We start from the raw sequence: 20,139 nt of genomic DNA, 5'->3' as shown, positions 1-20,139 counted from the left end.
TCAGCAAATATTCATAAATGTTTATACAGCATCAATTGACTTAGTCAAAAATTTGCATTAGTATTAGAGATGTATATTTGTAAGAGAATTTTATGTCTAAAGCATTTTCAAAAGTCTTAGTAATGACGCTTATGCTGGTTGCCTTTGTAGGGCAAGCATTTGCGTATTCTGCTATGCCTTGCGAAATGTCATCAGGTTCTCACGAATCACACATGAACATGAACATGAACATGAACATGGATCATGGTGATATGAATAAAAGCAGTAATGGTCAATCAGAAGATTGTTGTGACGTTGAATGTATTTGTCCTGCAAATGCTTGCTCATCTACGACAGTCCTAAATTCCAGTATTGATTCGACAGATATTCAAATATTCAGTGAATCTGTAGCTGCTCTGCAATCTAAACAACCTCATTCAATTTCCACTTCCCTTTATCGTCCACCAATTTTTGCCTAATACAGGATTAGTGCGTCCAAATTTCTCGCACATGTAATTAATTTTTCTGTTAGTCAATATAGCGTCGTAGCGCTATAGATATTTTCCAGCGATGTCTGGGGGCAAAAATGATCAATAAGTATTTAAAAATAGCAGTAGTAATGCTGCTTTCACCTGCGTTTGCAAACGCCAACGAACATAACCATGCACACAATAACGACGTAACACCTTTGGAGTTAATCGTTTATAAAACCCCTACTTGTGGGTGTTGTAAAAAATGGATAACTCATATTGAAGACAAAGGGATCGTTGCGCATTCCAAAGATTTCCGAAACATCGGCAACATCAAAACTAAGTATGGTATCAAACCTAATTACCGTTCATGCCACACGGCAGTGAGTAGAAATGGATTTGCCTTTGAAGGTCATATACCTGCTAAATTTATTCAGCAGTTCTTATCAGAAGAACATCCCAATGCGATTGGGCTTTCAGTTCCAGCAATGCCAGTTGGCTCTCCCGGTATGGAAGTCGATGACCGCTTTATGCCATACAACGTGTTAATTCTATTTAAAGATGGAACGAGCAAAGTCTATGCAAAAGTTAAGACATACGAGGAGCAATTCTAATGAAATTGAACTCTTCAAACCTTACTTCACTTTCAACTGCATTAATACTCGGCTTATCTGTATTCTCAGCTCAAGCTGAGAAAGTAGTGTCGCTTGAACAAGCTATCACCTTAGCTCAGCAAAATGATCCTTGGCTTCATGGTAGCCGATTGAAACAAAGTGCAGTTGAAAATAGAAGTATTGCTTCAGGTACTTTGCCTGATCCGAAAGTATCGCTAGGGATAATGAATTTACCAACAGATACTTGGGATTTAGATCAGGAAGGAATGACTCAGCTAAAGGTTGGCGTCTCTCAAATGTTTCCGAGAGGCGACAGTCTAGAGATCAAGAAAGACCAGTTACAAATTGAGTCCACGAAATTTCCACTGTTACGAGAGGATCGTAAAGCTAAGTTGAAAAGCCAAGTGTCACAACTTTGGTTAGATGCTTACTTAGCCCAACAAACTATTAAATTGATTGAAGATGATTGGTCTCTCTTTGAGCAGATGGCGGAAGTGGCTAAAGCTAGCTATTCAAACGTTGTTGGTAAAACTAGACAGCAAGATGTTATTCGTGCTCAGTTGGAAATCGTGCAGTTAGATGACAGATTAACTTCGCAAAAGCAGAAACTAGAAACGACAATCGCTCGTCTCAATGAGTGGCTTCATATTTACGATGCGGATCGTTTGAATGAATCATTCAACTTTGACGCGCAACCATTAGAGTTTAGCGTCTCAAAAGAATTGCCTTCGATTCAATTGAATAATCCAACAGTCCTAAAAGCATCTAATTACTCAAGAAATCTATTGGCTCAGGAGCTTTCGAATCACCCAGTCATACTTGCGATTGATATAAAACGCAAAGCTTCAGAAAAAGGAATTGAGTTAGCCAAACAGCAATATGAGCCGCAATGGGGCGTTAATGCTAGTTATGCCTATCGCGACAATATGCCCTCTGGTGATAGCCGAGCTGATTTATTTTCTGTTGGGGTAACGTTTGATTTACCCTTGTTTACCGAGAACAGACAAGATAAGCAAGTTGCAGCTTCTATTGCAGATTCAGAGACTATTAAAACCGAGAAACTATTACTGACAAAGCAAATGATCAGTGTTTTAGAAAAAGAACTAAGACAGCTTAAACGCTTATCAGATAGACAATCTATCTATCAAGAACAACTCCTTAAACAAACTCATGACCAAGCAGAAGCGTCATTGACAGCCTACACAAATGATGATGGCGATTTTGCCGAAGTTGTTCGAGCAAGAATTGCCGAATTAAATACCAGAATATCAGCTTTAAGAATTGATGTTGACGCACTTAAAACAGTTGCTCGTATCAACTATTTCTTTGCGCATTCTCAATCTAACTCAAATGCTGAACATAAGTCGATGCAAACTTCACACAAAACTAATCAGCACTTATCCAGTCAGCAATTTGGAGAAAAATAATGTCAACGAATACAAAAACAATTATTGCCATCATCATTGGGGCAGCACTTGGTGCTGGAGCATTGAGTTTATATCAAGGTACTGGCTCAAACAGTAATAGTAATGAAGCAACATCAGGAGAAAAAAAGCCTCTGTATTGGGTTGCACCGATGGATTCTAATTACCGCCGGGACAAGCCCGGTAAGTCGCCTATGGGGATGGATCTAATTCCAGTGTATGAGGAAGGATCATCTGGTGATGACTTTGGCCCCGGAGCAGTAAAAATTGCGCCTCATGTAGTGAATAACCTTGGGGTTCGCACTGCACCTGTTGAACTGAAAAATATGCATACTGAAATCTCAACGGTAGGTTATGTTCAATATGATGAAGATAAGCTAATTCATATCCACCCACGGGTTGATGGCTGGATTGATAAACTTTACATCAAAGCAGCAGGTAACCCTGTAGAGAAAGGGCAGCCTCTTTATACACTATATTCTCCTCAGTTAGTTAATGCTCAGGAAGAGCTGTTAATAGCGTTAAAGCGCAACAATAGTTCTTTAATTTCAGCAGCCAAAGATCGCCTAAAAGCGTTACAGCTTTCAGCAGACTTTGTTCAAAAGCTAGAAAAGACACGAAAGGTTCAGCAAACAATTACCTTTTATTCACCACAAGCAGGTGTTGTCGATGGTTTGAAGGTTAGAGAAGGTTTTTATGTAAAGCCGGGAAACACCTTATTAAGCATTGGCCAGCTAGATCAAGTTTGGGTTGAAGCAGAAGTGTTTGAACGTGACGCAGCCTTAATTAAAAAAGGACTTCCTGTATCAATGACACTGGATTATTTACCCGGTGAGGACTGGGCTGGTGTCGTTGATTATGTTTATCCAACATTGAACAGTAAAACACGCACACTCCGAGTGAGATTGAAATTTGATAACACAGACTATCAATTAAAACCAAATATGTTTGCACAAGTCTCTATTCACGCTAATCAAGCTGATAGCACCATCCTCGTGCCTAAAGAAGCCGTTATTAGAACAGGTAAACAGGACAGAGTAGTACTTGCGTTAGGTGATGGGCAATTTAAATCTATTGAAGTGACTATTGGCCGGGTTGATATCGACAGCATCGAAATATTAGACGGCTTAAATGAAGATGACGTTGTGGTGACATCTGCCCAATTCTTGATTGATTCTGAATCAAGTAAAAGCTCTGACTTTAAACGAATGACTCATGATGAAGTGCCTAACTCTGTTTGGATGCAAGGGGATGTTAATAGTGTTATGGCAGGGCACCGCATGGTTAATATTTCACATGGCCCTGCTGAAGCTTGGGATTGGCCTGAAATGGTTATGGATTTTACTGTGGCTGAAAAAGTCGATATTGACTCATTAAAGTCAGGTCAATCTTTGCACTTTGAAGTGAGCAAAACCGAAGACGGTGGATATGAAATTACTGGAATTCATATCATGAGTGAGCCTGAAGTATCATCAGCAACAGTATCTGGTTTGATTAATGCGATTGATATTGATACACGGATTCTAAATATTAGCAGAGGCCCAATAGAGAAATGGGATAGACCTGCTGCGACGATGGATTTTATCGTCGCGGACAATATAGAAATGGTTGATTTCAATGTCGGTGATAATGTCACTTTCACTTTTGAGGTTAGAGATGACTTAGTTATCACTGACATTTCTCTTGAATCAGATGAACAACACGGCAAGGAAAATAAAGCTGCTGTTGATCATTCTAATCATTAAGTGGGAGAAAAATAATGATTGAATCAATTATTAGATGGTCTATCGGCAATCGTTTCTTTGTTTTGTTGATTACCTTAATTATCGCGTTTGGTGGTTTGTATTCATTACAAAAAACACCAGTAGATGCACTCCCCGATCTTTCTGATGTGCAGGTGATAATTAAGACGAGCTATCCGGGACAGGCACCACAAGTAGTGCAGGATCAAGTGACATTTCCTCTTACTACAGCGATGTTATCAGTGCCGGGGGCGCAAACTGTTCGTGGTTACTCATTTTTTGGTGATTCCTACGTCTACATTATTTTTGATGACGATACTGATTTGTATTGGGCTAGAAGCAGAGTACTTGAATACTTAAGCCAAGTAGCATCAAGCCTGCCTGATTCGGCAAAACCTCAATTAGGACCTGATGCAACAGGTGTGGGTTGGGTATACATTTACGCTTTAACAGATAAGTCTGGAAACCATGATCTAAGCCAATTAAGAAGCATTCAAGACTGGTTCTTAAAGTATGAACTACAAACTGTTCCGGGCGTGTCCGAAGTTGCCGCCGTTGGTGGTATGGTTAAGCAGTATCAAGTGCAAGTAGATCCTGATAAATTGAGAGCTTACGATATTCCTCTAAGTTTAATACAAATAGCCTTACAAAAAGGGAACAAAGAAACTGGCGCATCCGTTGTGGAAATGGCTGAAGCTGAATATATGGTTACCGCAACGGGGTATATTCAATCAGTTAGTGATATAGAGAAAATCCCACTTGGTATTAACGAACAAGGCACGCCATTGCGTATTGGTGATGTTGCTACCGTTAATTTAGGGCCTCAAATGCGCCGTGGTATCGCAGAGCTTAATGGTGAAGGCGAAGTTGTTGGTGGTGTTGTCGTTATGCGCTTTGGTGAAAACGCTCAACAAACCATAAACGGGGTAAAAGAAAAACTTGAATCGCTTAAATCTTCTCTACCAGAGGGGGTGGAGATTGTCCCTGTTTATGACAGATCGAAGTTAATAGATCGTGCTGTTGATAATCTTTGGAGCAAGTTGCTAGAGGAGCTTGCAGTCGTTGCTATTGTCTGTGTGGCTTTCCTATTTCATCTTCGCTCATCTATTGTGGCAGTTGTTACTCTGCCATTAGGTATCTTGGTGTCGTTCATTATCATGTATATGCAAGGCATCAATGCCAACATTATGTCTTTAGGCGGTATCGCTATTGCGATTGGTGCGATGACTGATGGTGCAATAGTGATGATTGAAAATATGCACAAGCATATGGAGAAAACACCACTAACAGATGAAAATCGCTGGCAAATTGTTGCTAAGGCTGCGAGTGAAGTAGGCCCTGCACTATTTTTTAGCTTACTGATCATTACAGTCTCATTCTTACCTGTATTTATCTTGGAAGCGCAAGAAGGAAGAATGTTCTCTCCGCTCGCCTATACAAAAACCTATGCAATGGCGGCATCAGCAGGTTTGGCGATCACATTGGTGCCTGTTTTGATGGGCTACTTTATTCGAGGCAAAGTTGTTTCTGAAAAGAAAAACCCGTTAAACCGATTATTGATTGCTATCTACATGCCTGTTTTAAAGCAAGTCATGAAGTTTCCAAAATCGACAATAGTAGCAGCAATATTAGTGACTATCGTTGGCTTTTGGCCTGTCGATAAAATTGGTAGTGAATTCATTCCGCCATTGGATGAAGGCGATCTCATGTATATGCCTACTACCTATCCCGGTATTTCAATTGGTAAAGCAAGGGAGTTATTGCAGCAAACAGACAAGCTTATTCGCACTGTGCCAGAAGTTGAAACTGTATTTGGTAAAGTAGGAAGAGCTGAAACTGCAACCGATCCTGCACCTTTAACCATGATTGAAACCTTTATTCAATTGAAGCCACAAGAGCAGTGGCGAGAGGGTGTGACTACTGAATCGTTAAAAGCTGAGTTTGATAAATTGGTTAAGTTTCCGGGCTTAACGAATGCTTGGGTTATGCCAATCAAGACCCGAATCGACATGTTAGCAACAGGCATAAAAACGCCTGTGGGTATTAAAGTCGCCGGACCAGAGCTTGATGTGATTCAGGAAATCGGCCAACAAATAGAGCAAATTTTACCCGAAGTTACAGGCACAGCATCAGTTTACTCAGAGCGAGTTGCAGGTGGACGATATATCAAGGTTGATATTTCACGCGATAAGGCAAGTCGCTTTGGGTTAAACATCGAAGATGTTCAACAAGTGGTTTCTACAGCTATTGGTGGTATGAACGTTACCCAAACGGTAGAAGGTCAAGAGCGTTACCCTGTTAACTTACGCTATCCGCAAGACTATCGAGACTCTCCTGAGCAGCTATCACGATTACCTGTTGTAACACCAAGTGGTCAACGCATTGCACTAGGTGATGTCGCAGATATTCGAGTTGAGAACGGTCCGCCGGGGATTAAGAGTGAAAATGCTCGTTTAAATGGCTGGACGTTTATCGATATAGACGGTGTTGACGTAGGTACTTATGTTGAAAGTGCAAAAATACACTTGGCTAATAATCTAAAACTACCAGCAGGTTATTCAATTACTTGGGCTGGGCAATACGAATATATGGAAAGAGCGAAAGAAAAGCTCACCTATGTATTGCCTTTAACACTCGCCATTATTGTTATTCTACTTTACTTAAACTTCAGAGCGTTTAGTGAGGTGGCTATCATTATCGTTACCTTGCCGATGGCGATGATTGGTGGCTTATGGTTGATGTATCTGGAAGGGTTTAACTTCTCTGTGGCTGTTGGCGTGGGCTTTATTGCTCTAGCTGGGGTAGCGGTTGAGATTGGTGTGATAATGTTGGTCTATCTTAATCAGGCACTTGCTGAGCTTAAGGAAAAAGCTGAAGAGCGAGCTGAACCTATCTCTGATGATGCATATCAAGATGCATTATTGCACGGTGCAGCCTTACGAGTTCGTCCAGTAATGATGACAGTTGCAACAATCATTATCGGCTTGATGCCCATTTTATATGGTACAGGAACAGGTTCGGAGATTATGAGTCGTATTGCTGCACCTATGGTAGGCGGAATGACAAGTGCTGTGCTACTCACTCTTATTGTGCTCCCAGTAATTTACTCAATCGTTAAAAAGCCAGAATTAAACGCCTTTAACAAGGAGCTTTCTAAGGCGGAGCTAAAAAGTAATGCTTAGCGAAGTTAAGAAACCATAAATAGCAATTTCAATAAACTAAAATAGAGGTAAATATGAAAAAACTAATTAAATTTTTAACCGTAATCAGTGTCGTTTTTAGTAGTGCGGTATTTGCGCATGTGCATCTTGAAAAAAGTGTGCCTGCTGATAATGCAATGCTAATGAATCCTCCAGAAGAGTTAACTTTGGTGTTCACCAAAGAGGTACGTGTTGTAAAAGTTTCATTGGCCAATAAACAAGGCGAAGAATTTAAATTTGGATTCGAGCCTTCTAAAGTCGCTACTAGCAAATTTACATGGAAACTACCTAAATTAGCTCCTGCAAACTATGCTGTGGATGTAACCTTCTTAGGTAACGATGGTCATAAAATGAAACATAGCTTCGGCTTTATGGTTCACTAAAATAGGCGGTGTGATTGATATGGAAATGTATATCTGGAATACAGTCATTGTACTGTCAAAAATTGTATTTTACGTCGGCTTTGCCTGTATTGCTGGTTATACATTTTTCAGGCAAATATTTGAGAATAATGAATCTCATACTAATACTGTAATAGCGAATTTAACGTGGACAAGAACTTATATAGTTATGGCTTTGATCGCTAATATTACTTGGTTCTTTGCCAGTACTGGTGCAATGGCAGAAGAGGGAATTCAGGGGGCGATAGACGCTGATATATTGGCTATTATGTGGGACTCCTCTGTCGGCACTGGAGCTTTGCTTCGAGCGCTTGGGCTAGTTACCGCAATAATCGCTTTAGCTTTAAGGTTCAAACTCGCTGTGAACTCGTACTTAAAACAAAGCGCTTTAATGTTGAGTTTATTAATCCTTGCATACTCATTCACGTTACTGGGTCATATTTCTGAGTTAGGCACAATTGAAAAAGGCTTGCTTATTTTGCATGTGCTCGTTATGGCATGGTGGTTTGGGGCGTTATTGCCACTAAAACAGGCTTGCCATCAGCTAAGTTATGCAGAACTTCATTTGCTGATGGAAAGCTTTGGCAAACAAGCAAGTTTTACAGTGAGCCTATTGTTGGTAGCAGGCCTCTGGCTCGTGATTCAATTGGTCGGAAGTCTTGATGCACTAATAAGCTCAAGTTACGGACAAACACTGTTGTTTAAATTGGCCCTTGTAGTGTCTATTTTGGCACTTGCTGCTAAACATAAACTAATACTCGTTCCACAACTTAAAAATAGTCAAGGCAGAGAGGCTTTATCTAAATCTATCTCGATAGAAATGCTAGTAGCTTTTGCCATTTTATCTGTAACGGCTGGGCTTACTAGTGTTGTTGGCCCTGCAAATTAAAACCTAAAAGAGAGAATGAAAATGAAAACAATAAATATATTACTCGTTTTATTAATGACGTTTAGTTTCGCAGCAAACGCTCATGGTGATAAGAACAAAGACAAAGGTTTGTTTAAAGGTATAGATACCCCTGCCGCAAAAGTTGTTTTGGCATTTCATCAAGCACTTGAAACTGGCAATCAAAAACAGGCTAGAGCGCAGTTAGCGGATGATGTCACCATTTTCGAGGGAGGCCGCGTTGAAAGGAGCGCTGATGAATATGCTCATCATCATATGTTGTCGGATATGAAGTATTTAGCAGCGATGAAGAGCGACACACTTGAACATCAAGTGACGATACTTGGAAATACCGCTATCTCTGCGTCGCGTAGTCAAACTACAGGTACTCATAAAGGTGTTGAACGCGATTATCAAGGCATGGAAACGATAGTGCTGGAAAAACAAAATGGTGAATGGAAGATTAAGCACATTCATTGGTCACATTAATTTATTGGTTAAATAACGGAGTACAAAATGAGAATTAAAAGTCCATTACATCAAGTTTCTACGCCACGTAGACGCTTTGTACAAGGTGTAATTGCTGGCGGTGTATTAGCTGCTTTTCCAAGTGTTCTTCATGCAGCTTCATCTTTGATTGCTGGAACTTCAACAGGTACTGCGCCCGAACTAAGTGGAGAAGTAATAGATTTAGTGATAGATGAGTCACCCGTAAACTTCACAGGTGTTGTAAGAATGGCTACAACAATCAATGGCTCAATACCAGCTCCTACCTTGCGCCTCAGAGAAGGTGATGACGTTACTATCAGGGTAACTAATAAATTATCAGTGCCGAGTTCAATTCATTGGCATGGGATCATTCTTCCGTATCAAATGGATGGCGTACCGGGTATTAGCTTTAAAGGTATAATGCCGGGTGAAACCTTTGTTTATAAATTTAAGCTGCAACAAAGCGGCACATATTGGTATCACTCACACAGTGGCTTTCAAGAAATGACAGGTATGTACGGCGCATTAATTATTGAGCCAAGAGAAAAGGATATTATTAGTGCTGACAATGAGCATGTCATCCAATTGTCTGATTGGACTGATGATGACCCAATGGATTTGTTTCGCAAGTTAAAAGTACAGGGCGATGTATTTAACTTTAATCAACCTACTGTTCCAGAGTTTTTTGATGACATTTCAAATAGCAGCGTTTCAAATGCGCTACAACGCCGGGAAATGTGGAATAAAATGAGAATGAACCCTACAGATCTTGCAGACTTATCAGCATCTGCAATGACTTTTTTAATGAATGGTTGTGCGCCTTTGACAAACTGGCGTGGAATGTTTAAAGCTGGCGAAAAGGTTAGGCTTAGATTTATTAACGGTTCTAGCAATACGTTTTTTGATGTAAGAATACCTGAGCTGAAGTTAACAGTTGTACAAGCTGATGGACAAAATGTTGAACCTGTGACAGTAGATGAATTTAGATTTGGTCCCGGTGAAACTTATGATGTACTTGTCGAGCCAAAAAATGATGCATATACGATTTTTGCACAAAGCATGGATCGCTCAGGTTATGCTAAAGGTACTTTATCAATGGCACCTAACGTTGATGCACCAGTACCTTCTTTAGACCCCGTTGAGTGGTTAACGATGACAGATATGATGGGCAATATGACCCATGATAGTGTGCATTCTACAATGGCTGATACGGCAGGTATGTCGGGCATGAATTCTAATAAAATGGATCATAGTGCAATGGGTCATGGAGCGATGGCAATGGATCATAGTAAACATGGAATGACTAAAAACCCATTAGCTGTTGCTAGCACTAAAGTGCGTCATGCAAAAACAGAGTATGGAGCTTCTGTTGATATGCGTGTTGATATGCCTAGAACAAACCTTGATGATCCCGGTATAGGTTTACGTAAAAATGGACGCCGTGTTTTAACACTTGCAGATTTACATTCTCTTGAGGGAATTACAAACCAGCAAGAGCCAGAGGCTGAAATTGAATTACATTTAACTGGAAACATGGAGCGTTATAGCTGGTCATTTGATGGCTTGGAATTTGGAAAAAGCACGCCAGTTCACATGAAGCATAATCAACGTTTAAGAGTTATTTTACAAAACGATACAATGATGACACATCCCATGCACCTGCATGGTATGTGGAGCGATTTGGAGAATGAAAAAGGTGATGTACAGGTTCGTCGCCATACTATCCCTGTACAACCAGCGCAAAGAATTAGTTTTTTAACAACACCTCATGACGTAGGTCGCTGGGCATGGCATTGCCATTTATTATTCCACATGGATGCAGGTATGTTTAGAGAGGTAGTTGTATCATGAAAAAATTAATACTAACCAATACGTTAAGACTATTATTAATAGGTTTGCCCCTTATAAGTGTATCTGTATCTGTATCTGTATCTGCAAAAGATGAGATGACTGAGATGGGTGATTCTAAAATGCAAGCACAAGGTGGAGATGCACCTAAAGATGCTAGAGACCCCCATGCTTATGCAGCAGGTACAACTTTGACTGAAGGCCCTTATGCACTCAGTAGCGACAAACGACTGACTTTGGCAGATGAGCATTCATTTTACGCGCTACTAGGGGATCGTCTTGAATATAATGAGCAAACAAACGCAGGTGTTTTTGACTTTCAGGCATGGTATGGCACTACTTTTGATAGATTAGTCATCAAAACTGAAGGAGATTTTAGCGAAGGTAATTTAGAGGAGAACCAAACAGATTTTCTATGGGGCCACGCAATATCTGCTTATTGGGATACACAAGTCGGTATTCGACTTGATTACAATAACGAAGGTGAAAACCGCAAATGGCTAGCTTTTGGTTTACAAGGTCTAGCCCCCTACTGGTTTGAAATTGATATGACTGCGTATTTAGGAGAGCAAGGTAATAGTGCATTTTCGATCGAAGCTGAGTATGAGCTATTACTTACTCAAAAGTTAATTGTTCAACCACGAGCAGAGTTGACGCTTTACGGTAAGGATGACGTCCAAAATAACCTTGGTAGTGGCTTGTCTAGCAGTGCTATTGGTTTTCGGGTTCGTTATGAGTTTACCCGCCAGTTTGCTCCCTATGTTGGCGTTGAGTGGACAAATAAATTTGGTAATACAGCCGACTTTGCGAAGTTAAATGGGCAAAGTACTCGTGATACTGCTTTTGTTGCAGGTATCAAGTTCTGGCTCTGATATGAAGAAATACTATATTGACTTGATGAGAGCTACCGCAACTATATTGATGGTAGCTTTCGTTTTTTGGGATTTAAACCATTTTAGTTATGTTAGGAAAGGCCTAGCTAATAGTTTTTTTGGAAAGAACTAAGAGCAGTAATAGTAAGCTACTTCTTGTTTTCAATCGGTGCCAGTCTGGTGTATACCTATCAAGGTGGAATATCAGCTAAGAAGTAAAGTTGGCGAATGGTTAAGGTTAAAGAGTCAAGGCAAAAAACATCGCCATTGAAAGACGTACAATAGGCCATTTTATCACTTTTGATGAACGGGAATTGGATGTGCCCGGGATAGAACCGATTGTTGCAAAGTACTGCGCTTAAAGCTGAACAATTGGAAAAATGATCCATTACTCAATACCTAGTTATGAGCGTAGGGTTTTTATTTCTTTTAGTGGTGCTCATGCTTGGCTTCAATCTCATGAGTATAAATTAGACACCCCTTTTATACTTGTGAAGTTAAAGCTGTTTAAAAAAGTAAAAAGTAAAAAGTAAAAAGTAAAAAGTAAAAAGTAAAAAGTAAAAAGTTTAGGTTTTAGTTCAAAGGTTGATCAAGATCATAAAATTATTTTTATAAAGTGGCTAATATTGTAGGTGATAAATAAGGAATTAAAATGTTTGGACTTTTCAAGTGGTTTAAAATAGTGGTAATTACTCTGTTGCTTACGCAGCATGGCTTTGCTATTGCTAAACCAATGAATTGTGAAGAACATCAAAATGGATCTTCCGACACGCATATTATACAACCAAGCAAAAATATGCATCATCAATCAATGAATGACAATAGTCACTATCACACTGAAAATTCGCAAGATTCTAAAAACCGTCATGGTGATGAAGACTGTGAAAAATGTAAAGCTGGTGATTGTGTTTGTTGTGAAGGCGGTTTTTGTACAAGCTTTCATTTAAATGCCTATCTTGTGGAAGCGCAAGACGAAGGTATTTGCAATATTCATTCTGAGCTAATTCTACAGCGTATACCCCTACCAAAATCTGGTATCCATCTCTTACTTTATCGTCCACCAATTATTGGCTAATCACGGGATCAGTGCGCCTTTTTTTCGCCAGTCCCATCAAAAATAAAACGATTTACTGATTGGTTTAAATTACCAACCGTTTTGAACAATTAGCACAATATTTTTTGGAGGCATGATGAACATGCTCAAACTATTGCTATTTACAGTACTTAATGCTGTCGATTTTGACCGAGATTTCTCTTTTACCAAAAAATTAGTTTTTAGCTTATTCACTAGAATTAGTACTTGACCTGTGTCTTAGACACAGGTCTAAGCTGAAGATGAGAGTACAAACTTAGCTAAAAAACTGAGGAGTGAATATGAAAGTTGCGGAGCTGGCAAAAAGCCTTGGAACGACTGCTGATACGGTGCGCTATTACACCAGATTAGGATTGTTAAAACCTGCTAAGTCAGTGAACGGCTACAAGTCATACTCGAATAAAGAAGTATCGAGACTTAAATTCATTTTAAGTGCCAGAAACCTTGGTTTTTCCGTTGCAGATATCAAGGAAATTATTAATGAATCTGAAGATGGTAAAAGTGCGTGCCCATTAGTCAGAAGCCTGATCAAAGAGCGGCTTGAAGAAACAGAAAAGCAGTTTCAAGCAATGTTGGCACTTCGAGGAAAAATGTCTTCTGCGCTTTCTCGATGGGAAGAAATGGAAGACAAAGCACCGACTGCAAACATGGTTTGTCATCTCATCGAAAACTTTGAGCAAATTAAAAAAGCATAGGAGGAAAAAGGGTGGCTACTAACACAAATATAAAAACTGAATCAGGCTGTTGCTGTCAGGCAAAAGCTCAATCCTCTTCGTGTAAAAGTAAGGAGAATACGTTGGAGAAAGTATCACATAACCAACAGCTTATCATTGAAGGTGCTGGGTGTGCTAGCTGTGTAGGCAAAATTGAAGGGGCGTTGAAGGCAACTCTTGGAGTCGTCAGTGCGGAAATGAATTTTGCTGATAGGACAGTAACAGTTTATGGGACAGCTAAAACAAAAGAGTTGATCAAAGCTGTTGAGTCAGTGGGGTATAACGCGAAGCCAATTGATGATAGCTCAGCAACAGATGCGCTTGATGAGAAAGAGGCTGCGGATTTTGCATATTACAAAAAGCTAATGCGCGATACGTTTATTGCCCTTTCACTCGGCGTTCCTTTGATGATCTACAGCATTGTAGTTGGAGAAATGACGGTTGAAACAAACCTTGAACGAATTTCTTGGTTGGTTGTAGGCATTTTAACTTTTGGTGTTATGTATTTTTCAGGCAAGCATTTCTATGTAGGAGCATGGAAGAGCTTCAAAAATCATTCAGCCAATATGGACACCCTAATTGCTTTAGGAACAGGCACGGCTTGGTTGTATTCGATGGTTGTCGTGTTTGCACCTGACGCTGTTCCATTGATGGCACGGCATGTTTATTTTGAAGCTACCGCCATGATCATTGGCTTAATTGATTTAGGTTTAGCATTAGAAATCAAAGCCAGAGGTAAAACCTCTGAGGCCATTAAACGTCTTATCGGCTTGCAAGCCAAAACAGCAACCGTGGTTCGTGACAACAAAGAAGTTCAGATAGGTATTGAGCAGGTTTTATTTAACGATATTGTGAAGGTAAAACCGGGTGAAAAAATTCCCGTCGATGGCGTGGTATTGGAAGGACACACCTCTATTGATGAGTCCATGCTGACAGGCGAACCTATGCCTGCTGAAAAAGCTGAAGAAGATGAGGTTGTCGCAGGTACTTTGAACAAATCAGGCATGATTTTATTTAGAGCCACACGCGTTGGTAAAGACACGGCGCTTGCACAGATCATCAATATGGTGAAACGAGCACAAAATTCGAAACCGCCGATTGGCCGTTTGGCCGATGTTATTTCAGCTTTTTTCGTACCTGTCGTGATGATCACCTCTGTGTTAAGTGCGCTAGCATGGCTTAACTTTGGACCTGAGCCAGCCATTGCTTTTGCCATCGTTTCAGCAACTACTGTGCTTATTATTGCCTGCCCGTGTGCTTTAGGCTTGGCAACACCCATGTCTGTCATGGTGGGAGTAGGAAAAGCAGCAGAAGCCGGAGTGCTTATTCGCAACGGTGAGGCACTGCAAACCGCCTCTAAAATCACTGCCATGATTTTAGATAAAACGGGCACTATTACTGAAGGGGCACCTAAGGTAACCGATATTATTTTAGCAAAAGCTACTGACGAAAAAGACGTACTACAGCTTGCAGCAAGTTTAGAAAGCGGCTCAGAGCATCCTTTAGCGCAAGCGATTGTTGAAAGTGCGTTAGATCAGGATATTGAGTTACTAAAAATTGAAGCCTTTAACGCCATTACGGGTTTTGGTGTAGAAGCAAGCTGCAACAACAAAGCCCTGCTTTTCGGAAACGATAAACTAATGAAGTTAAAAGGCATAGACCTCACAGGCTTTGTTGAACAAGCACAGTCTTTAGCCAAAGAAGCCAAAACACCTATGTACTTTGCTGTAGATGGTGAACTTGCAGCAATCATTGCTGTTGCAGATCCTATCAAGTCAGACTCAATCTCTGCTATCAAACGGCTTCAGGCTAATGGTATACGCGTCATCATGTTAACGGGTGATAACAAGGAAACCGCTGCCGCCGTAGCTAAAAAAGTGGGTATTAGTGAGTTTCTTGCTGAAGTGCTGCCAGAAGATAAAGCCAACAAGGTGAAAGAGCTACAAGAAGGCGGCGAAATTGTTGGTATGACAGGAGATGGCATCAACGATGCTCCTGCGCTAGCGTTAGCCGATGTTGGCTTCGCCATAGGCACAGGGACTGATGTAGCTATCGAAAGTGCTGACATTACCCTAATGCGTGGTTCACTTCATGGCCTTGCTGATGCCATAGCGGTAAGCAAAGCTACTTTACGAAATATCAAACAAAACTTGTTTGGCGCGTTTGTCTATAACGTAGCCGGGATTCCTTTTGCTGCGGGGGTTCTATATCCCTTCTTTGGCATTCTGCTTAGCCCTGTAATTGCAGGTGCTGCAATGGCGTTTTCGTCATTGACTGTAGTGTCAAATGCAAATCGACTTCGCTTTTTTAAAGCAAAAGAGCATTAAGGAGAATCACAATGATGGTTATTAACTTATTAGGCTTAATGTTAATCGCGCTGATTGTTTGGTGGTTTTGGCTATATAAACCCAATAAAACAATCGTTCAAGGTAATGAAGTACTCATTGAAGTGAGGGATGGTGTGTATTCCCCATCCTCAATTCAGGTGTCTGCTAGCCAACCTGTCACTCTGAAGTTTATGCGCAAAGATCAATCCCCCTGCGCTGAAACAATGCTTATTCCTTCATTGGATATAAGCGAACAGCTTAAATTAAATGAAATTACTCAAATTACCCTATTGAACTTATCACCGGGAGAGCATGAGTTTCACTGTCAGATGCAAATGTATCGCGGTGTCTTAAAAGTCGTTTAGGAGGGCAATATGAAAAATCAACACCCTAATTTTTGGTCAACACCTACAGGCTGGGCTGCACTGGCACTTATTGCCGCAGTGACCTACTTCTTAGTGCTTGAGCATGGTCAACATATGCTGCAATTTCTTCCCTACTTGATTTTATTGCTATGCCCCTTGATGCACGTATTTATGCATGGCAGTCATGGTAAACATGGTCACGATCATTCACATGCGCCTGATGAAAAAAAGGAAGAGAGCTTTCAAGAACTCACGGATAAAAATGCAGCCTATCGCGATGGCTACATACAAGGGTTAGAAAAGGCACGTAAGGAATCACATAAAAAGGAGAGCAGTGATGAATGAAACATATGATTATGACTTATGGTCAATGGTGATACTGAACTCAGCAATTTTTATCTTTTTTGCCTTTAGTTTTGTCAAACCAAAAACATCAACTGATTGGAGAAGTCTAAGCGCGTTCTCTGCCTTTATTGTTGCCCTATTTACTGAAATGTATGGCTTTCCTTTAACTATCTATTTTCTGTCGGGGTGGCTGACGGAGACCTATCCAGAAGTAAATTTCTTTGCGCATGAAAATGGGCATTTATTACATACTTTCTTTGGATTTCAAGGTGATGCCCATTGGGACCCATTTCATATAGTGAGTATGGTGTTAATTGTTGCAGGTTTCTTTATGTTGTCTTCAGCATGGAATGTATTGCATCACGCGCAAAAACATCATCAATTGGCTACAACTGGATGGTATGCAAGGTGTCGCCACCCACAGTATGTAGCTTTCATTCTAATCATGTTCGGCTTTTTATTGCAGTGGCCGACAATCCCAACACTTGCGATGTTTCCGATCTTAGTCGTTGTTTACGTCAAGCTAGCGAAACGCGAAGAAGCACAAGCGATTGCTGAGTTTGGTTCGGAGTACCACAGGTATATGGAATCGACACCAAGTTGGATCCCAAATTTTAATAAAAGTGTAGAAGGTAAAAATCATGAAAACGTTAACTAAATCAATTTTATTTATTAGTTCACTACTTATAACCACTAGCTCATTTGCCCAAAACAATGAGCATAAGCATGAAGGTGCGAACAAAGCTGATATGCATCAAGGCATGGCAATACCACATGAGAACATGGGAGAAATGCACAAAAAGATGATGGAAATGAAAAAGGAAGTCCATGCCATTAAAACTGAAAAAGATCCTGAAAAGCAACAGCAGATGATGGTTGAACATCACCGTTCAATGATGAAGATGATGCAATCCATGCACAAAAACATGGAAGAAATGCCAATGCATCAACAAATCAAGATGGCTGAACATCATTTAGAAATGATGGGGAACATGATGCCGCAGATGAACCGTAAAATGGAAGAAATGAAAGATAGCAATCAACAGCATTCACACAAACATTAGGAGAAAAATTATGAGCGATTTAAATCATAGAGTTGGCGTTAAAGAGCAAAATTTAGTTGTTCGAAACCTAAAGCTTAGCAATGTCACAGAAGAAAGCTGTGACGAGTTAGTAAAAGAAATAGATCAGCTTTTTGGTATAGATGAAGTTAGTTACAACATCAAAGAAGGTGAAATACACCTTGCCTATGATGCCGCAAACGTAAGCCTTGATGGGATTGAGGAGGTAATCCGTAAGTATGGCGCAGATGTTCATGATGATTGGTGGACACATACTAAAGAAAGTTACTATAAATTTGTTGATCAGAACATCAAAGATAACTCTGTTCATAAGCCTTGGAGTTGTCATCAAGCACCTTCGGGGGCTGGCCGGAAAAACAAATGAATTCATAAAAAAGTGTATAGATAATTAGTTAGTCAAATGAGGTAACAGTGATGAAAACACCCTATATAAAAGCTCTTTTATTGCTTACATTCGGTTTATATTTAGTGGGTTGTTCCAATACCACTTTTTATCATAAATACATGATGAGAGGTCAGGTAGTAGAAAGTTCTGATAATCGAACTCTAATCTGTATTGGTGCTAAGCATGGCGCAGAGGTTGGGCAAAAATACAGTGTTATTAGATTCCATGAAAGAATAGTATTGAGTGAAGGTGAAGATCCCTACACTATCGAAAAGGTAGGAACGGTACAAATTACTAAAATTGTGAATGATCATTTCGCAACTGTAAAGCTAGTGTCTGGTGACATTGCAGCGAAAGATATGGTGGAACTTGAAAACTAATAAAGTGGTGGCGAAAGCCACCACAAGAGCATAACAATAAAACTTAATGAAAAAACTTTAGTGTTATTTTGTACAACCTTTGAGATTGTTTGCTCAGTTCTGGTTATCTTGATGCCAGTACGACAGAAAAAATGTTACATATGAATTAGAAAGGTATGGGCTGGCATCCTAAATAGCTGTTCCAAATAGTAGATCACCCGAGGAAGGGAACTCAATGCGGTTTGCGCGATCAGATCAGTCGCCAAACATAACCAATCAACAACCGCATTGAGTATGAACAAAATAGCATTTTTATACGGCGCAGAAACCCGCCGCTTGAAGAAAATTGTACATAAAACCCGAGATAAAGACCTGTGCCGCCGGGCAAATGCGGTGTTATTGGTGCTAAAAGGTGAAACCAAGTCGCAAGTAGCCCGTGTTTTGCAAGCAGGCCGTTCATCAGTAAACCGGTGGGTAACCTGGTATGAAGCAGCAGGTATAGATGGCCTTAAAACCAAGGGTGCTGGGCGACCACCAAGTCAGCCCAAAGGCTTTATCTGCGGTGTTTTAAAACTGTTGGTGAACCATGTACCCAGGACACTGGGTTATCAGCGGTCGCGTTGGAGTAGTGAATTATTCGCACTGCTACTGCATAAGCTTTACCGTATCGTTATTCATAGCTCAACTCTCAGGCGGTGGTTGCCACAAGTCGGCATCGTCTGGCGTCGTGCGGCACCGACGCTGTATATCCAAGACCCAGATAAAGAAGCTAAGTTAGCAGCCATGCGGGAGGCACTTGAAAATTGCAGCGTGGACCATCCGGTGTTTTATCAGGATGAGGTGGATATCCACCTGAATCCGAAGATTGGTGCCGACTGGGGCTTTAAAGGTAAACAGCGTAAGGTAGCTACACCCGGCCAGAATAAGAAACACTATCTGGCGGGGGCACTGCACAGCCAGACAGGACAAATCAGTTATGTTGGTGGTGAGCGCAAGACCAGTGATTTGTTTATTGCGCTGTTGGAGCAACTGAAAGGGCAATACCGGCGAGCGAAAAGTATCACGCTAATTGTGGATAATTACATCATCCATAAGAGCAAAAAAACGCAGAAATGGCTGAATGAGAACCCAAAGTTCAAGCTCTTGTTTTTACCGGTATACAGCCCGTGGCACAACAAAATTGAAAAGCTATGGCATGCGTTGCATGAAACGATAACCCGTAACCATCAGTGTAAGAACATGGATGACTTACTGGAGCAGGTATACCACTTTATGGACACAGCGGCTCCGTTCCCAGGTGGCAAGCATGGCTTGAAGCAGGTGTATCACAATTAGGATCAGTTATTTAGTCAGCAGTAAATCCCTAGCATGGACTTGCATCTGGCACCAAACTCTACGCAGTTCTTTTCCATGTGCCGCGCAAAAACTTTAGCTCAAAACCGTTCAGTATTCGGTAATGCTGAAGTGAACGTTGATGTCCGCTATTCGCTCTTTGCCGAAGTTTGGCTAAGTGCCATGAGCAGTCATTCATGATTAACTCGTTTC

20 protein-coding genes are annotated in these 20,139 nt (G+C 40.6%); all 20 read left to right on the top strand.

Features of this window, described 5'->3' with window-relative positions; translation table 11 throughout:
- Window positions 1–92 precede the first annotated feature (92 nt).
- The 20 genes from AC27JL_RS18115 (at window position 93) to AC27JL_RS18020 (ending at window position 19,929) form a co-directional block, all read left to right on the top strand.
- Entirely contained in the window at window positions 93–458 is a 366-nt protein-coding gene (locus AC27JL_RS18115) for a hypothetical protein (RefSeq protein WP_010558035.1), read from the top strand.
- A gap of 107 nt (window positions 459–565) precedes the next feature.
- The gene (locus AC27JL_RS18110; protein ID WP_004589252.1) at window positions 566–1,063 is read left to right on the top strand and encodes a DUF411 domain-containing protein; all 498 of its coding nucleotides are present in this window, start codon (window positions 566–568) and stop codon (window positions 1,061–1,063) included.
- Window positions 1,063–2,490, top strand: a complete 1,428-nt coding sequence (locus AC27JL_RS18105; protein ID WP_010558034.1) for a TolC family protein — start codon at window positions 1,063–1,065, stop codon at window positions 2,488–2,490. Before AC27JL_RS18110 ends, AC27JL_RS18105 begins: the two co-directional genes overlap by 1 nt.
- Window positions 2,490–4,232: an efflux RND transporter periplasmic adaptor subunit gene (locus AC27JL_RS18100; protein WP_004589254.1), complete on the top strand. Its 1,743-nt coding sequence runs from the start codon at window positions 2,490–2,492 to the stop codon at window positions 4,230–4,232. Before AC27JL_RS18105 ends, AC27JL_RS18100 begins: the two co-directional genes overlap by 1 nt.
- A 14-nt stretch (window positions 4,233–4,246) precedes the next feature.
- Window positions 4,247–7,411, top strand: a complete 3,165-nt coding sequence (locus AC27JL_RS18095; RefSeq protein ID WP_010558033.1) for an efflux RND transporter permease subunit — start codon at window positions 4,247–4,249, stop codon at window positions 7,409–7,411.
- Between the two features lie 53 nt (window positions 7,412–7,464).
- A complete protein-coding gene (locus tag AC27JL_RS18090) occupies window positions 7,465–7,812 on the top strand; it encodes a copper resistance CopC family protein (protein ID WP_010558032.1) in 348 nt (115 codons plus the stop codon).
- 19 nt (window positions 7,813–7,831) lie between these two features.
- Window positions 7,832–8,719 carry a copper resistance D family protein gene (locus AC27JL_RS18085; protein WP_010558031.1) on the top strand — a complete coding sequence of 296 codons (888 nt, stop codon included), beginning with the start codon at window positions 7,832–7,834 and terminating at the stop codon, window positions 8,717–8,719.
- A gap of 15 nt (window positions 8,720–8,734) precedes the next feature.
- Window positions 8,735–9,205, top strand: coding sequence for a YybH family protein (locus AC27JL_RS18080; RefSeq protein ID WP_021032425.1), 471 nt, complete (start codon window positions 8,735–8,737; stop codon window positions 9,203–9,205).
- Between the two features lie 27 nt (window positions 9,206–9,232).
- Window positions 9,233–11,056 carry a copper resistance system multicopper oxidase gene (locus AC27JL_RS18075; RefSeq protein ID WP_010558029.1) on the top strand — a complete coding sequence of 608 codons (1,824 nt, stop codon included), beginning with the start codon at window positions 9,233–9,235 and terminating at the stop codon, window positions 11,054–11,056.
- The gene (locus AC27JL_RS18070; protein WP_021032426.1) at window positions 11,053–11,925 is read left to right on the top strand and encodes a copper resistance protein B; all 873 of its coding nucleotides are present in this window, start codon (window positions 11,053–11,055) and stop codon (window positions 11,923–11,925) included. Before AC27JL_RS18075 ends, AC27JL_RS18070 begins: the two co-directional genes overlap by 4 nt.
- Window positions 11,926–12,577: 652 nt before the next feature.
- Entirely contained in the window at window positions 12,578–13,000 is a 423-nt protein-coding gene (locus AC27JL_RS18065) for a hypothetical protein (protein WP_010558026.1), read from the top strand.
- A gap of 299 nt (window positions 13,001–13,299) precedes the next feature.
- Window positions 13,300–13,713 carry a MerR family transcriptional regulator gene (locus AC27JL_RS18060; RefSeq protein WP_008467855.1) on the top strand — a complete coding sequence of 138 codons (414 nt, stop codon included), beginning with the start codon at window positions 13,300–13,302 and terminating at the stop codon, window positions 13,711–13,713.
- A 101-nt stretch (window positions 13,714–13,814) separates the two neighbouring features.
- Window positions 13,815–16,058, top strand: coding sequence for a heavy metal translocating P-type ATPase (locus AC27JL_RS18055; protein ID WP_008467856.1), 2,244 nt, complete (start codon window positions 13,815–13,817; stop codon window positions 16,056–16,058).
- 11 nt (window positions 16,059–16,069) lie between these two features.
- Window positions 16,070–16,423, top strand: coding sequence for a cupredoxin domain-containing protein (locus AC27JL_RS18050; protein ID WP_004589267.1), 354 nt, complete (start codon window positions 16,070–16,072; stop codon window positions 16,421–16,423).
- A gap of 9 nt (window positions 16,424–16,432) precedes the next feature.
- Window positions 16,433–16,768 (top strand): DUF2933 domain-containing protein, encoded by a 336-nt coding sequence (locus AC27JL_RS18045; protein WP_008467859.1) that lies wholly within the window; start codon window positions 16,433–16,435, stop codon window positions 16,766–16,768.
- On the top strand, window positions 16,761–17,426 hold the full coding sequence (locus AC27JL_RS18040; RefSeq protein ID WP_010558024.1) for a methyltransferase family protein: 666 nt from the start codon (window positions 16,761–16,763) through the stop codon (window positions 17,424–17,426). The genes AC27JL_RS18045 and AC27JL_RS18040 overlap by 8 nt, the downstream gene beginning before the upstream one ends.
- Entirely contained in the window at window positions 17,410–17,832 is a 423-nt protein-coding gene (locus tag AC27JL_RS18035; RefSeq protein ID WP_008467863.1) for a hypothetical protein, read from the top strand. Before AC27JL_RS18040 ends, AC27JL_RS18035 begins: the two co-directional genes overlap by 17 nt.
- A gap of 10 nt (window positions 17,833–17,842) precedes the next feature.
- Window positions 17,843–18,214, top strand: coding sequence for a hypothetical protein (locus tag AC27JL_RS18030; protein ID WP_008467865.1), 372 nt, complete (start codon window positions 17,843–17,845; stop codon window positions 18,212–18,214).
- 50 nt (window positions 18,215–18,264) lie between these two features.
- The gene (locus AC27JL_RS18025) at window positions 18,265–18,615 is read left to right on the top strand and encodes a hypothetical protein (RefSeq protein WP_004589646.1); all 351 of its coding nucleotides are present in this window, start codon (window positions 18,265–18,267) and stop codon (window positions 18,613–18,615) included.
- Window positions 18,616–18,888: 273 nt separating this feature from the next.
- Window positions 18,889–19,929, top strand: coding sequence for an IS630 family transposase (locus tag AC27JL_RS18020; protein WP_010558023.1), 1,041 nt, complete (start codon window positions 18,889–18,891; stop codon window positions 19,927–19,929).
- Window positions 19,930–20,139: the final 210 nt, after the last annotated feature.

It is taken from the genome of Pseudoalteromonas sp. 4NS20-0020, assembly GCF_057554385.1.
The sequence above is the reverse complement of the archived record's forward strand: the minus strand, read 5'-3'. Positions and strand labels throughout refer to the sequence as shown.